The sequence below is a fragment of the Nocardioides luteus genome (assembly GCF_014648595.1).
GTDB lineage: Bacteria > Actinomycetota > Actinomycetes > Propionibacteriales > Nocardioidaceae > Nocardioides > Nocardioides luteus.
In genome coordinates this window covers 92,267-106,459 of sequence record NZ_BMRK01000002.1, presented here as the reverse complement: position 1 = coordinate 106,459, position 14,193 = coordinate 92,267, and the positions used below count along the sequence as shown (strand labels likewise).

Here is a 14,193-nt window from a genome sequence, read left to right as displayed (position 1 = left end):
CATGTTGTCTGACTACAGGTAGCCAGACCGAAAACAATAGGAGACCTGATGACCACCCAGACGATCTCGAGACCAAGTCCGCTGCGACGGCTGGCCTCCTTCTCCCAACGTCACCACTGGACCGCGTTGCTGCTGTGGGTGGTGGTGATCGTCGGTGTGACCGCGACGAGCCAGGTCGTCGGCGACGACTACCGCAACTCCTTCGACATCCCGGGCACCCAGTCGCAGGAGATGGCCGACCTGCAGGCGAAGCACGGCGGCTCGGCCGGTGACGAGGTGCGCGCCGTCATCCATGACGAGCGCGGCTGGGACACCGACCGGGCGGCGGTGGACGCGCTCATCGCGAACCTTGGCGACCTCCCTCACGTGGAGGCGGTCGTGCCGGCCGATCCGCAGCGCGGGTCGGTGAGCGAGGACGGTACGACCGCGCTGGTCACCGTCGTGATGGACGCCGAGCCTGGCGCCCTCCCGATCACCGCCTACGAGCCGTTCCTCGATCTGGCGAACGATGCGACCACCGACGACCTCCAGGTCGAGATGGCCGGTGACTCGATGCGCGAGGTCAACGAGAGCGAGGGCGGCGGCTCCGAGGGGATCGGCATGCTCGCCGCGCTGGTGATCATGCTGTTCATGTTCGGCTCGTTCCTGGCCGCGAGCCTGCCGCTGATCACTGCGATCTTCGCGGTCGGCACGACGTTCGGCGTGGTCACGCTGCTGAGCCACCTGACCACGATCCCCGACTACACCGCACCGATGCTGATGATCGTCGGCCTCGGCGTGGGCATCGACTACGCCCTGCTGGTCTTCTCGCGCTACCGCAGCGAGCTGCTCCGCGGCGCCACTCGCGAGGATGCGACCTCGACCGCCATCGACACCGCCGGCCGCTCGGTCCTCTTCGCCGGTGTCAGCGTGATCCTCGCGCTCTGCGGCCTCTACGTGCTGCAGCTGACCTCGATCCAGGGCGTCGTGCTCGGCGTCGCGCTCACCGTGCTGATGACCATGATCGCCGCGGTCACACTGCTCCCGTCGCTGCTGACGCTGTTCGGCAAGCGCCTGGAGAAGTCCGTACGCCGCCACGCGGCCCGGTCGCGGCGCGAGCCCGGCCAGCGCTGGCGCGCCTGGGCCGGAGGTGTCCAGCGGCACCCGTGGGCGGCGCTGATCGTCTCGGTGGTCGCCCTCGGCGCCCTCGCCACACCTGTCCTGAGCCTCCAGCTCGGCTTCGCCGACGCCGGCAACGACGACGCCTCCTCGACCACGCGCAAGGCCTACGACCTGGTCAGCGACAAGTTCGGACCCGGCGCCAACGGCCCGCTCGTGGTCATGACCGACGGCTCGCAGGAGCAGGCGACCGCCGCGTACGAGGCGCTGGACGGGTACGCAGGCGTGGCCGCCGTGACCCCGCCGCAGCCGTCGGAGGACGGTGCGGTGTTCACCTCCATCGCCTTCCCGGCGACCGGTCCACAGGATCCGAAGACCACCGAGCTGGTGAAAGATCTCCGCGACGATCTCGGCGACGACGTCCTCGTCGGCGGCTCGACCGCGGCGCTGATCGACTACTCCGACGCGGTCGGGGAGAAGCTGCCGCTCTTCATCGGGCTCGTCGTCGGGCTCTCCGCGCTGCTGCTGATGTGCGTCTTCCGGTCGGTCGCGGTGGCGATCAAGGCGGCCGTCCTCAACGTCATCTCGATCGGCGCCTCGATGGGTGCGATGACGTACGTCTTCCAGGAGGGGCTGCTGGGCGTCGAGCCCGGCCCGATCGAGGCGTTCCTGCCGGTGATGACGTTCGCGATCGTCTTCGGTCTCTCGATGGACTACGAGGTCTTCCTGATCTCGCGGATGCGCGAGGAGTGGCTGCGCCGCGGCGACGCGCAGGAGGCGGTCCGCGAGGGCCTGGCGCACACCGGCGGCGTCATCACCGCGGCCGCCGCGATCATGGTCGTCGTCTTCGGCGCGTTCTGGTTCAGCCCGGACCGGATGCTGCAGGAGATGGGCTTCGTGATGGCGGTCGCGGTGCTGCTGGACGCGGTCGTGGTGCGCTGTCTCGTGGTGCCGGCGGTGATGCGGCTCCTCGGCGCGAGCGCCTGGTGGCTGCCGACGTGGCTCGACCGGCTCCTGCCCCGGCTGCAGCACGTGGAGTGACCGCCAGGTAAGCGGGTTCCGGACAGTTACTTTGGCGTGAAACAAATTTCCTGCAGGGAAAAGGAAGTAAGCGTACAACCGAAGGGAAGGGCCGTCTCCAGCGGCCCCGACTTCCGGGAGTTGCCATGAAAATGATCTTCCGCCTGTCCAAAGTCCGCCTCGCGGTCTCCCTCACCTCCATCGCCCTTCTCGGAGGCGGTCTAGCCGCCGCCCCCGGCTCCCCAGCCACCGCGGGTCCGATCGCTTCGGGCTTCGCTTCAGCAGGTCCGATCGCTTCGGGCTTCGCTTCAGCAGCTGGGGAGCCTTACGTCGCTCTAGGGGACTCCTACTCCTCAGGCGTAGGAACCCGCAGCTACATCGATGACGGCAGCAACTGCATGCGATCGCCCGTGGCGTACGCCAGCCTGGTCGCCGCAGCGAAGGGATACAGCCTCAACTTCCGCGCCTGCTCCGGCGCGGTCGTCGCCGACGTCACCAACAGCCAGCTCAGCGCCCTGTCCACCTCGACCCGCTACGTGACCATCTCCATCGGCGGCAACGACGCCGGCTTCGTCGACGTGATCACCGAGTGTGCTCTCCCAGCCTGGGCGAGCGACTGCGCGGGAGCCGTCGCAGGTGCACAGAACTACATCCGCAACACGCTCCCGGGCCGCCTCGGGACGCTCTACTCACGGATCCGGTCGGCAGCGCCCAACGCCAAGGTGGTGGTCGTCGGCTATCCGAAGCTGTTCATGGGCGAGGACTGCAACGCCCTCACCTGGTTCAGCCCCGAGGACGAGGCCGCGCTCAACGACACCGCTGTGCTCATCAACAACACCACGGCAGCACGGGCGAGCGCCGCCGGCTTCACCTACGTCAACCCGATCAGCCGCTTCACCGGCCACGCGGTCTGTGACGACCCGGAGTGGGTCAACGGGCTCTCCAACCCCATCGAGGAGTCCTACCACGCCAACGCCGCCGGCCACCGCGACGGCTACACACCGCTGGTGAGCTCGCCCCTCACCGGCGCCGCCGTCACCGCCGACCCGAGCGTGGTCGCAGCCGCGAAGGCGGCCGGTCCCGCCCAGGCCGCCAAGCAGAGGGAGTACGCCGCCCTCGACCGCCACATCGAACCGAAGGTGTTCCAGCCGCCGACCCGTGAGCGCCTCCAGAAGCTCGCCGACCAGCGGGGCGTGAACCTGGACGCCTGGCTCGCGAAGCACTGATCCATCCGGTTGTGAAGCTGAGCGTGACCGGTGGGTCACGCTCAGCTTCACAACTCCCACGTTGGACAGGTGTAACTCAATCTTGGGGGCGGGGCTGATAGAACCGTTCCATGCGAGTCTTCCGGGGCATGGCCGCCCTTGCCGTTGCCTTACCGCTGCTTGCTGCCTGCGGTGGCGCCAAGGATCCCGGACCGAGCATGTCCAGCCTGACCACCGCGCTGAAGACCGCGACCTTCACCAAGGTCGACTTCGTCGACGAGACCGACCCGGCCACGGTCGCCGACGAATACCGCGACCTCACCGGCAACCTGTTCGGCAAGCTCGGTGCGCCCGCCGTCTCGGCGACCAAGCCCACCTTCACCGGCGAGGGCACCGACAACGCGAAGTCGACGCTCACCTGGGCGTGGGGGCTTCCGGGCGGCCGATGGACCTACGAGTCCGAGGTCGAGCTGCAGAAGACCGGCGACACGTGGGAGTTCGTCTGGGAGCCGACCGTCGTCGCGCCGTTGCTCGCCGAGGGTCGCAGCCTGCACGTCGAGACCGTCCCGCAGCAGCGCGGCGAGATCGTCAACACCGCGGGCACCACGCTGGTCGCCGACCGGCCGGTCGTCACCGTAGGCATCGACAAGACCCTGCTCGACCCGGTGGCCGCGCCCGCGGCCGCCCGCGACGTCGCCAAGATCGTCGGCATCGACCCCAAGCGCTACGCCAAGCGGGTCAAGGCCGCCGGCGACAAGGCGTTCGTCGAGGCGCTCTCGATCCGGAAGCCGATGATGACGAAGGCGAAGCGGAAGAAGATCTCCCGGATCAAGGGTGCGGCGATGCTCGACCGCACCCTCCCGCTGGGCCCGACCAAGGAGTTCGCCTCACCCGTCATCGGGATCGTCGGCGAGGTGACCGCCGAGAGGATGAAGAAGAAGCCCGGCACCTATCTCCCGGGCGACATGGTCGGGCTCTCCGGGCTCCAGGCCCGCTACGACGACCAGCTCCGTGGCAAGCCCGGCCTGCAGGTCTCCGTCCTCGGTGACGAGGGCGAGGTGCTCAAGCGGCTCTACAACAGCGACCCCATCGACGGGAAGCCCCTCACCGTCACCATCGACGGCCGCCTGCAGAAGAACGCCGAGAAGATCCTGAAGCGGGTCGAGCCGGAGAGCGCCCTGGTCGCGATCCGCCCCAGCGACGGCGCCGTGCTGGTCGCCGCCAACGGCAAGGACAACAAGATGAACCTGGCCACCTACGGCCAGGCCGCCCCCGGATCGACCTTCAAGACCGCGACCACGCTCGCGCTCCTCCGCAAGGGGCTCAACCCCACCAGCCAGGTCAAGTGCCCCGCCAAGGCGAAGGTCGACGGCAAGACGTTCAAGAACGACTCGTGGTACCCCAAGTTGGCCCTGGGCAAGATCACCCTCGCCCACGCCGTGGCCGAGTCCTGCAACACCGCGATGGTCGGTACGGCCGACGAGATCGGCCACGCCGAGATCGCCTCGGCCGCCGCGTCCCTGGGCTTCGGGATCGACCGCGACGCCGGCTTCACCTCCTACTTCGGTCAGATCCCGGAGCCGGCAGGCAAGACCGAGCACGCCGCCGACCTGATCGGACAGGGCAAGGTGCTCGCCTCACCGCTCGTGATGGCCACCGTCATCGCCTCCATCCAGGCAGGCAAGACCGTGGTTCCAAACCTCGTCGAGGGTCAGGTGGCCAAGCCGTCGGGCGTGGAGCCGCTCGCCGCCGACGAGGCGAAGCAGCTGAAGACGATCTTCCGCAAGGTGGTCACCGACGGCACCGGCCACGGTCTCGCCGACGTGCCCGGCAAGCCGGTGATCGCCAAGACCGGCACCGCCGAGTTCGACCGCAAGGGCAAGCGCCTCACCCACACCTGGATGATCGCGGCGCAGGGCGATCTCGCCGTCGCGGTCTATGTCGACGAGGGCGAGAACGGTGCCGCGACCTCGGGGCCGCTCGTCGAGGCGTTCCTGCGGATGGCCCGCGAGCGCTGAGATCCGGCGAGAGGACTTGAAATGAGATGTGGCCCGGCCGTGAGGCCGGGCCACATTCAACTTTCCCTCGGTCGTCTCTCTACCGACGGGGGGAACAGTAGAGAGAGTCGAGGGGCGAGCCTGGCGGCCTTGCGGCCGCGAGGCCCGGTCGAGGCTTGGAGTGCTCCCTCCCTACGTCGACGTGGATACATAACCAGACTTGATTCTGGCTGTCACGTCTATGCCCCTTTTCCACAGAATTGGTGACCGAGTGTTGAAAATGTGTGGATCGGTCAGTCGTTCTGACCGGCGGGGATCTCCACCGAGCCGTTCTCGGTCGCCGAGGCGGTTGCCGAGGCGGTCGCCTTGCGGAGCATCGAGCCGAGGTCGACGCCGGTCGTGGTCTGGAGCATGTTGAGGGTCTGGACGACGTTGTCGTTGACCTGCTTCGGGATGGCGCCGGCGCCCTCGGTGGAGAGGACGGTGAGGTTGTCGATCGCGCTGATCGGCGCGGCGACCTCCTTGGCGACCCGGGGCAGGACCTCGATGAGCATCTGCAGCACGGCAGCGTCGTTGTAGGACTCGAACGCCGCAGCGCGCTTGTCCATGGCCTCGGCCTCGGCCTGACCGACGGCGAGCGTGGCGGCCGCGCTGGCCTCACCCTCGGCGCGGGTCGCCTCGGCACCGGCCAGACGCAGCGCCTTCTGCGCGTCACCGCGCTTGGCACCCTCGATCGCCTCGGCCTCGGCCAGGGCGGCACGACGAGCCTTCTCGGCCTCACCGGAGAGACGGGCCTGCTCTGCGTCGGCCTCGGCCGCGGCGATGGTGGCGGCCTTACGGGCCTCGGCGGCCGCGATCTCGGAGTTACGGCGAGCCTCGGCCTCCTGCTCGACGCGGTAACGCTCGGCGTCGGCGGGCTTGCGGACCTGCGTCTCGAGCTGTCGCTCGGTCAGGGCGGCCTGGCGTACGGCGACCTTCTCCTGCTCGGTGAGGATGGCCTGGTCGCGGTCGGCCTGGGCCAGCGGGCCGGAAGCCGCGGCGTTGGCGGAGGCGGCGTCGGTCTCGGCCTTGATCTCGGCCTGCTTGAGGGCGAGCGCACGCTGGGAGATCGCGATCTCCTCCTCGGCCTTGATCCGGGCCTGCTCGGCGGCCCGGCGGGCCTCGGCCTCGGCGATCGAGGCGGCCTGGGTGATGCGGGCGGCCTCGGGACGACCCAGGTTGGCGAGGTAGGAGCCGTCGTCGGTGACGTCCTGGATCTGGAACGTGTCCAGGATCAGGCCCTGGCCGGTGAGCGAGGACTCCGACTCGTCGGCGACCCGCTGCGCGAACGCGGCCCGGTCACGGATGATCTGCTCGACGGTGAGCCCACCGACGATCGAACGCAGCGCGCCGGCGAGCACCTCCTGCGTGAACGGCTCGATCTCCTCCTGCTGGGAGAGGAAGCGCTGCGCGGCGAGCCGGATCTGGTCGGCGTTGCCGCCCACCTTCACGATCGCGACGCCGTCGAGGTTGAGCTTGATGCCCTGGCCGGAGACCGCCCCACGGATCTGCACCGAGATCCGGCGCGAGGAGAGGTCCATCGTGGCGAGCTTCTGGACGAACGGGATCACGAAGACGCCGCCACCGAGGACGACCTTCTGCCCCGACAGGTCGGTGGTGAGCTGGCCGGTCTCCGGGTTGAGGACGGCCTTGCCCTTGCGGCCGGTGACGATGAACGCCTGGTTGGGACCCGCGACCTTGTAGCGGCTGGTGACCAGCAGCAGGAGCAGGATGAGAAGTACGACGAGGCCGGCGATCGGCACCAGCAGTTCCATTGGGGACCCCTTCAGGTCAGGAGGTGATCTCGCGCCACGTCGGCGCGACGGTGACTGCCGTCGGTGAGAGGACACCGGTCACGTGGACAGCGGTGCCGGGAGTGATCGCCTCGCCCGCATCGGGTGCCTTGGCGTTGTAGGTCACCGTGTGACCCCCGAGGACCACTCGCACCACGCCGAACCCGCCTGCCGGGATCTCGGTGATCACGGCAGCGTCCATCCCGATCGCGTCGTCCCCCGAGGGTGCCGCATCGGTGTGGTCGTCCTTCAGCAGGCGAGTGAGCCACAGCGCGAACCAGGCGAAGATTGCCCCGAAGCCGGAGCCGATCACGACGGACGGCAGCAGGCCCAGGCTCAGCGGTCCGTGGGCGATGGCGCCACCGAACCCGAACGCCGACACGAAGCCGCCGATCGCGGCGGTCGAGAACCAGTCGCTCTCGAGCCAGTCGGTCAGGCCGCCGAGGAAACCGTCGAGGAGGTCGCCGATCACCAGCGACACCAGCAGGAGGCCCAGCCCGACGGCTCCGATGAGAAGGAACGTCGTCACGCCAAGCCTTTCGAGCAAAGTCTCACACTGAGCAGCAGTCTAAGGCGGACTTTATACTCCGACCCTGCTGCTGTCCGCGCTTTATCGCCCCCGGCCGGAGAGCCGGGGGCGACAGGCGTGCGGAGATCAGGTCACTGGACCGGGAGCGCCGTCACGAAGGACTTCACGCTGACCTTGCCGCTGTCGGCGCTGCCCTGGTCGTCGGCGTAGCCGAAGGCGTAGACGTCGACGACGTCGTCGGCGTCGACCGTCACCACACGGGTGGACGAGCAGTGCGACTCACGGTTGGCCAGCGGGCTGGTCGCACCGGTGAAGCAGGTGCCGAAGTCCTTGCCCCAATCGCTGCCGTCGTCCACGCGGACCGCGAGCTGCATCCGGGTCTTGCCGGTCGTGGCCTGGCTGTTGACGAAGAAGCCCTCCGCGGTCAGGACGTACTCACCGGCGGGGAGCTCGATGGTGTCGACCCTGGTCGCGCGGACCCCGTCGGTGAACTTGCCGAAGGAACCACCGATGGCCTGGACGATCGAGGAGTCACTGGCCGAGTAGGCCGGCGACACGACGCCGTCCTTGCCGTCGGCGCCGGGGTCGCCCTTGTCGCCCTTGTCGCCCTTCGCGCCCTTCGCGCCCTTGAGGTTCTTCTCGGTGGTGTCGTTGATGTCAGCGCCCGTGATGGAGCCGTTGCGGATCTCCGAAGCGCCGACGCCGCCCTCGGCGATGTCGCCGGAGACGATGGACTGGTTGCGTACCTCCGAGGTGCCGACGCCCTGAGCGGCGATGTCGCGGGACTGGATGGTCTGGTCGGCGATGTCGGCCGAGGTGATCCGGGCGGCGGCGTAGGCGGCGCCGCCGCCGAAGATCGATGCCGTGGCTGCAGCGATGACGACGGTCGGGACCTGGCCCATGAGCTTGGTGAACATGTCTCCCCTTGTGAAACCCGTGGTTGGGCGTGCGTGCCGGGCTCGGAACGAGCCGGCCTGCGGTCAACCTGCTTCAACTCAGGAGAGGGAATCTCGACCTTCTGAATCCATCCCTCATTTTGGGTAATGAGGTGCCCTCAAACGGAGGCAATCACGATCTAATCGAAGATCCAGAGCAGAAGTTCAGTGGGTACGCCGGCAGCGACCGTGAAGTCCGGCGGGAGGTCGTCCCCGGCGGTCACCTCGAAGGCGTCCCCGGCGGTGAGCGGCTCGGCCATGCCGCTGCGCAGCAGCGCACCCGAGGCGACGTGGAGATGGCGCAGCCTCGCCTCGGGCAAGGTGATCTCGGCCGGCCCGGCGGTGCCCACGCGGCCGATCAGGAACGAGCCCTGGTCCAGGCGGACCGCCTCGACCCACTCGCCCTCTCGGGCGGCGACGTCGTGGACCTCGTACGCCGGCGCACCGGTGCTGCCGGCGACCCACATCTGGACGAACCGGGTGCCGGGGGCGGTGGCGAACTCGGAGTGGTCGACACCGTCGCCGGTGGTGAAGACGCCGACCTGCCCGGGAGCGACGGTGCCGGTGGCGCCGGTCGAGTCGGTGTGAGTCACCTCACCCGACAGCGGCCAGGTGACGATCGTGACCCCGGAGTGGTGGTGGGTCTCGAACCCCTCACCGTTGCGCAGCAGGTGCTCGTCGTAGGTCACGATGGGGCCGAAGCCCACGCGGTCGGGGTCGTAGTGGGGGCCGAAGGAGTAGGTGTGCCAGGTGATTCTCCCTGGCCGGAGGCCGGGTGGCCGTTCGGTGAATCGGGCGTTTCCTCGGCGGATCTGGGCAGTCACAGTCATGATTGTGCCGTGGCGTTCCCCAAGTTCCCGACTGGCTTCCTGTTCGGCACTGCAGACGCCACCCGGCCGGGGGGCGAGCAGGACATTGCGCTGCTCGAACGTCTCGGTGCGCCGGGATACCGATTCACGGTCTCCTGGCGTGAGCTCCAGCCGGGTGGGCGCGGTGCCTTCGACCAGGATGCCCGCAGCCGCTATGACCGGCTGGCCGACGAGCTCCTCGAGGCCGGTCTGCGGCCGTCCGCCACGCTCTACGCCGGAGAGCTCCCCGAGCCGCTGGCCGCCGACGGCGGCTGGCTCAACCGCGCCACGGTCGAGGCCTTCGGCGACTACGCCCAGGCCGTCGCCGACCTGATCGGCGACCGGATCCCGGAGTGGGTGCCGGTCCAGGACCCCAACGTGGGCGCCTACCTCGGTTACGGCCTCGGCACGATCGCCCCCGGGCGGCGCACCGGCTGGGGCGTCGTCGCCGCGATGCACCACCTTCTGCTTGCCCACGGTCGCGGCGTGCAGGTGCTGCGCGCGGCCGGTGTGGAGACGGTCGGCTGCGCCACCCACCACGAGCCGATCTGGCCGCTCTCCGAGGACCCGGCCGACGTCGGCGCGGCCAAGCTCATCGACCTCGCCTGGAACGCGGTGCCGCTCGAGGCGATGCTGCTGGGTCGCTACCCGCGCGACCTCGCCGGTCTCGCCGACGAGGTGGTGATGCCGGGCGACATGGCCGCGATCCGCTCACCGCTGGACTTCTACGGCGTCAACTTCTTCGCGCCGCAGCGCATCGGCGCCTCGGCCGAGGGCGACGACATCCCGTTCCGGATGGTGCCGCTCGTCGGCTACCCCGCCACCGACACCGGCTGGGGCGTGGTGCCGACCGCGCTGCGGGAGTGGCTGATCATCACCCGATCCCGATACCGGGCCGCGATGCCGCCGATCGTGCTGACCGAGTGCGGTGCTGCGTACGACGCTCCGGTGGTGGACGGCGAGGTCGACGACCAGTCCCGGATCGACTACCTCGAGGCCCACCTGGAGGCGGTCTCGGCCGCGATAGATCGCGGCGTCGACATCCGCGGCTTCTACGCCTACACCCTGCTCGACCGCGACGGCTGGGAGGCGCCGTTCACCGGCAAGGACTGGGAGGACGGCGTGGGCGGGAAGTACGGACTGGTGCACGTCGACGGCTCCGGCGTGCGGACGCCGAAGAAGTCGTTCGCGTGGTACGCAGCGATGGTGGCTGCGCACGCGGAGGGTGCGCCGACGGGGTGAGGTCTCGACAGGCTCGGCCTCCGGAGGTGGCTCAGAAGGCCAGCTTCTCGCCGACCGTCTTGATCGCGTCGAGGTCGCCCTGCTGAGGCACCCACGGCAGCGTGAGCGAGTCCTTCGACTTGTCCGTGTAACGCGGGATCACGTGGAAGTGCAGGTGGAAGACGGTCTGCCAGGCGGTCGACCCGCAGTTGTTGAGCACGTTGACCCCGTCGGCCTCGAGCACCTCGACCGCGCGCTTCGCGACCGTCTGGGCGGTCTTTGCGGTGGCGGCGAAGACGGCAGGGTCGGCCTCCAGGACGTCTTTCGTGTGCGTCTTCGGCACCACCACGGTGTGCCCGACGGCCGCGGGCGCGATGTCCATGAAGGCGTACGTCTCGTCGTCCTCGTAGACCTTCGTCGACGGGAGGTTGCCGGCGACGATGTTGCAGAACAGGCAGTCGTTCTCGCTCATGCCGCGAAGGTTACAGGGCCGCGGCGACCTCGGTGCCCTGCTTGATCGCGCGCTTGGCGTCGAGCTCGGCGGCGACGTCGGCGCCGCCGATCAAGAACCAGTTCTCCCGCTCGGTCCACAGATCCCTCACGGACTCCTGGCCGGCGCAGAGGACGACGTGGTCGACCTCGAGCGTGTGCGGCTCGCCGTCGACGGCGTAGTGCAGGGTGACCGACTCCTCGCCCGCCTCGATCTTGTCGTACGTCGCACCTCGGACCTGCGTGACGCCGTCCTGCTTCAGGTGGGCACGGTGGGCCCAGCCGGAGGTCTTGCCGAGGCCGATCCCGATCGGAGTCGCCTTGCGCTGAAGCAGGGTCACCTGGCGGGCCGGGGCCGCGACGGTCGGAGTCGCGAGGCCGCCGCGGTACATCGCCGGGTCGCCGACGCCCCAGCGAGCCTTCCACTCCTCGAGCGTCTCGGGCTGGTGGGTCAGCCAGGCGGAGACGTCGACGCCGATGCCGCCCGCACCGATCACCGCGACGCGGCGGCCGGGGACGACCCGGCCGGCCAGCACATCGGCGTACGTCACGACCCGGTCGTCCTCGGAGCCCGCGATCTGCGGCACGCGCGGGGTGACGCCGGTGGAGACGATGACGTGGTCGAAGGGCTCCAGATCGGCGGTGGTGGCCTCGGTGTCGAGGCGCACGTCGACGCCGAGCACCTCCAGGCGCCGGGTGAAGTAGCGCAGCGTGTCCTTGAAGTCCTCCTTGCCCGGCACCGCCATGGCGAGGCGGAACTGGCCGCCGACCTGCGAGGACTTCTCGAAGAGGGTCACCGCGAAGCCGCGCTCCGCGGCGGAGGTGGCGGCGGCGAGGCCGGCCGGCCCGGCGCCGACGACGGCCACGGACTGCTTGCGCTTGGTCGGGGAGAGCACCAGCGTCGTCTCGCGCGCGGCGCGCGGGTTGACCAGGCAGGAGGCGGCCTTGTTGGAGAAGGCGTGGTCCAGGCAGGCCTGGTTGCAGGCGATGCAGGTGTTGATCTCGTCGGTGCGGCCCTCGGCGGTCTTCTTGGCGAACTCCGGGTCGGCCAGCAGCGGCCGTGCCATCGAGACCAGGTCGGCCTTGCCCTCGGCGATCGCCGCCTCGGCGAGCTCGGGGGTGTTGATCCGGTTGGAGGCGCAGACCGGGATCGAGACCTCGGCCTTGAGGCGGGCGGTCATGTCCAGCCAGGCGCCGCGCGGGACCTGGGTGATGATGGTCGGCACCCGTGCCTCGTGCCAGCCGATGCCAGTGTTGAAGACCGAGACGCCGGCGTCCTGCAGCGCGTACGCGAGCTCGACCGTCTCCTCCCAGGTCTGGCCGTCCTCGACGAGGTCGAGGATCGAGAGCCGGAAGATGATCGGGAAGTCGTCGCCGACGAGCTCGCGCGCGCGGCGGACGATCTCCACCGGGAAGCGCATCCGGTTGGTCACGGTGCCGCCCCATCTGTCCTCGCGCTGGTTGGTCCGCTCGGTCAGGAACTGGTTGATGAGGTAGCCCTCGGACCCCATGATCTCGACCGCGTCGTAGCCGGCCCGCTTGGCCAGGGCCACGCTCTTGGCGAAGTCGCTCACGGTCGCGTCGACGGCCTTGTCGGAGAGGGCGGCCGGCTTGAACGGGTTGATCGGCGCCTGCACGGCCGAGGCGCTGACGGAGAACGGGGTGTACGCATAGCGGCCCGCGTGCAGCACCTGCATCGCGATCGCGCCACCCTCCTCGTGCACTGCCGCGGTGACCCGGCGGTGCTGCGCGGCGTGCAGCCGCGAGCTCATCTCGCTCGCGAACGGCTTCAGCCAGCCGCGCTTGTTCGGGGCGTACCCGCCGGTGATGATCAGCCCGGTCCCACCGCGCGCACGCTCGGCGAAGTAGGCGGCCAGCTTGGGGATGTCCCAGGCATGGTCCTCGAGGCCGGTGTGCATCGACCCCATCACCACGCGGTTGCGCAGGGTGAGCGACCCGATGGTGAGCGGGGAGAGCATGGATTCGTACGCCATGCGCGTATGCTACTCATGAGTAATAAGAAGCGGCCAGTGCTGAGAGCATTACGATTCCGCACATGCGCACGCGTCTCGCCGCCCTTCTCGCCGCTCCGCTCGCGCTCGCCGCCGCGCTGACCGCCTGCGGGAGCGACGGTGATGAGAGCGCCGACGGCGGCGCCCCCGACTCCTGCGAGGCCGCCGACCTCCCGCTGAAGCAGGACGGCAAGCTGACCGTCGGCACCGACTCCCCGGCGTACGAGCCGTGGTTCTCTGAGAACGACCCCAGCAACGGCAAGGGCTTCGAGTCGGCGGTGGCCTATGCGGTCGCCGAGCAGCTCGGGTTCGCGAAGGACGACGTCGTCTGGGTCAAGCAGGCGTTCAACACCTCCTACACGCCGGGCGCGAAGAAGTTCGACTTCGACATCAACCAGATCTCGATCACCCCCGAGCGGGCGGGGGTCGTGGACTTCTCGCAGGGTTACTACACGGCCTCGCAGGCGGTGGTCACGATGGAGAAGAACGCGAAGAAGGCGGCGTCGCTGGACGATCTGAAGGGGCTGAAGCTGGGTGCGCAGACCGCGACCACCTCGCTCACCGCGATCCGCGAGGACGTGCAGCCGGACGTCGACCCACTGGTCTTCGACACCAGCGACCAGGCCAAGCAGGCGCTGCTCAACGGCCAGGTCGACGCGCTCGTCTTCGACCTGCCGACCGCCTTCTACGTCACCGCGGCCGAGATCGAGGGCAGCACCATCACCGGACAGTTCGAGAGCAGCGAGAAGCCCGAGGAGTTCGGCCTGCTGACCGAGAAGGACAGCGGTCTGGCGCCGTGCCTCGACGAGGCGCTGACCGCGCTCGAGGAGGACGGCACGCTCGCTGCGCTGGAGAAGGAGTGGCTCTCGGACGTCGTCGCTGTGCCTGTGCTGCAGTGATGAGGGTCGGTCGGTCGTCCTCTGGTGGTCTCGACAAGCTCGAGCACCGGAAGCCTAGTGGGCGGGAGGTTGAGAGGCGGGCGGTACGGCGGCGGCTGAGGGTCCAGC

11 protein-coding genes are annotated in these 14,193 nt (G+C 69.2%); 5 read left to right on the top strand and 6 right to left on the bottom strand.

Going from position 1 to position 14,193, the window contains the following annotated elements:
• The first annotated feature begins 48 nt into the window (after positions 1-48).
• The 3 genes from IEY81_RS02940 to IEY81_RS02930 all read left to right on the top strand — a co-directional run bounded on the left by IEY81_RS02940 (position 49) and on the right by IEY81_RS02930 (position 5,341).
• A complete protein-coding gene (locus IEY81_RS02940) occupies positions 49-2,139 on the top strand; it encodes an MMPL family transporter (RefSeq protein ID WP_189116961.1) in 2,091 nt (696 codons plus the stop codon).
• A 125-nt stretch (positions 2,140-2,264) separates the two neighbouring features.
• Complete coding sequence (locus IEY81_RS02935; protein WP_189116960.1) at positions 2,265-3,344, top strand: SGNH/GDSL hydrolase family protein; 1,080 nt, start codon at positions 2,265-2,267, stop codon at positions 3,342-3,344.
• Between the two features lie 197 nt (positions 3,345-3,541).
• Positions 3,542-5,341, top strand: a complete 1,800-nt coding sequence (locus tag IEY81_RS02930; RefSeq protein ID WP_189116959.1) for a penicillin-binding transpeptidase domain-containing protein — start codon at positions 3,542-3,544, stop codon at positions 5,339-5,341.
• A 272-nt stretch (positions 5,342-5,613) separates the two neighbouring features.
• On the opposite strand, the gene IEY81_RS02925 is transcribed toward IEY81_RS02930, so the two are convergent.
• The 4 genes from IEY81_RS02925 to IEY81_RS02910 form a co-directional block, all read right to left on the bottom strand.
• On the bottom strand, positions 5,614-7,134 hold the full coding sequence (locus IEY81_RS02925) for a flotillin family protein (RefSeq protein ID WP_189116958.1): 1,521 nt from the start codon (positions 7,132-7,134) through the stop codon (positions 5,614-5,616).
• A gap of 16 nt (positions 7,135-7,150) precedes the next feature.
• Positions 7,151-7,681, bottom strand: coding sequence for an NfeD family protein (locus IEY81_RS02920; protein WP_189116957.1), 531 nt, complete (start codon positions 7,679-7,681; stop codon positions 7,151-7,153).
• Positions 7,682-7,812: 131 nt separating this feature from the next.
• The gene (locus IEY81_RS02915; protein ID WP_189116956.1) at positions 7,813-8,598 is read right to left on the bottom strand and encodes a hypothetical protein; all 786 of its coding nucleotides are present in this window, start codon (positions 8,596-8,598) and stop codon (positions 7,813-7,815) included.
• A 158-nt stretch (positions 8,599-8,756) separates the two neighbouring features.
• Positions 8,757-9,440: a pirin family protein gene (locus IEY81_RS02910; RefSeq protein ID WP_189116955.1), complete on the bottom strand. Its 684-nt coding sequence runs from the start codon at positions 9,438-9,440 to the stop codon at positions 8,757-8,759.
• 15 nt (positions 9,441-9,455) lie between these two features.
• Between IEY81_RS02910 and IEY81_RS02905 the strand changes: the two genes are divergently transcribed.
• Positions 9,456-10,706, top strand: a complete 1,251-nt coding sequence (locus IEY81_RS02905; protein ID WP_229787266.1) for a glycoside hydrolase family 1 protein — start codon at positions 9,456-9,458, stop codon at positions 10,704-10,706.
• Between the two features lie 31 nt (positions 10,707-10,737).
• On the opposite strand, the gene IEY81_RS02900 is transcribed toward IEY81_RS02905, so the two are convergent.
• Together IEY81_RS02900 and IEY81_RS02895 are read right to left on the bottom strand one after the other, a co-directional pair.
• Positions 10,738-11,157, bottom strand: coding sequence for an HIT family protein (locus IEY81_RS02900; RefSeq protein ID WP_189116953.1), 420 nt, complete (start codon positions 11,155-11,157; stop codon positions 10,738-10,740).
• A 10-nt stretch (positions 11,158-11,167) separates the two neighbouring features.
• Positions 11,168-13,168, bottom strand: a complete 2,001-nt coding sequence (locus IEY81_RS02895; protein WP_189116952.1) for an NADPH-dependent 2,4-dienoyl-CoA reductase — start codon at positions 13,166-13,168, stop codon at positions 11,168-11,170.
• A 62-nt stretch (positions 13,169-13,230) separates the two neighbouring features.
• Here IEY81_RS02895 and IEY81_RS02890 point away from each other — a divergent pair, with 62 nt between their 5' ends.
• The gene (locus tag IEY81_RS02890; protein ID WP_189116951.1) at positions 13,231-14,085 is read left to right on the top strand and encodes an ABC transporter substrate-binding protein; all 855 of its coding nucleotides are present in this window, start codon (positions 13,231-13,233) and stop codon (positions 14,083-14,085) included.
• Positions 14,086-14,193 lie beyond the last annotated feature (108 nt).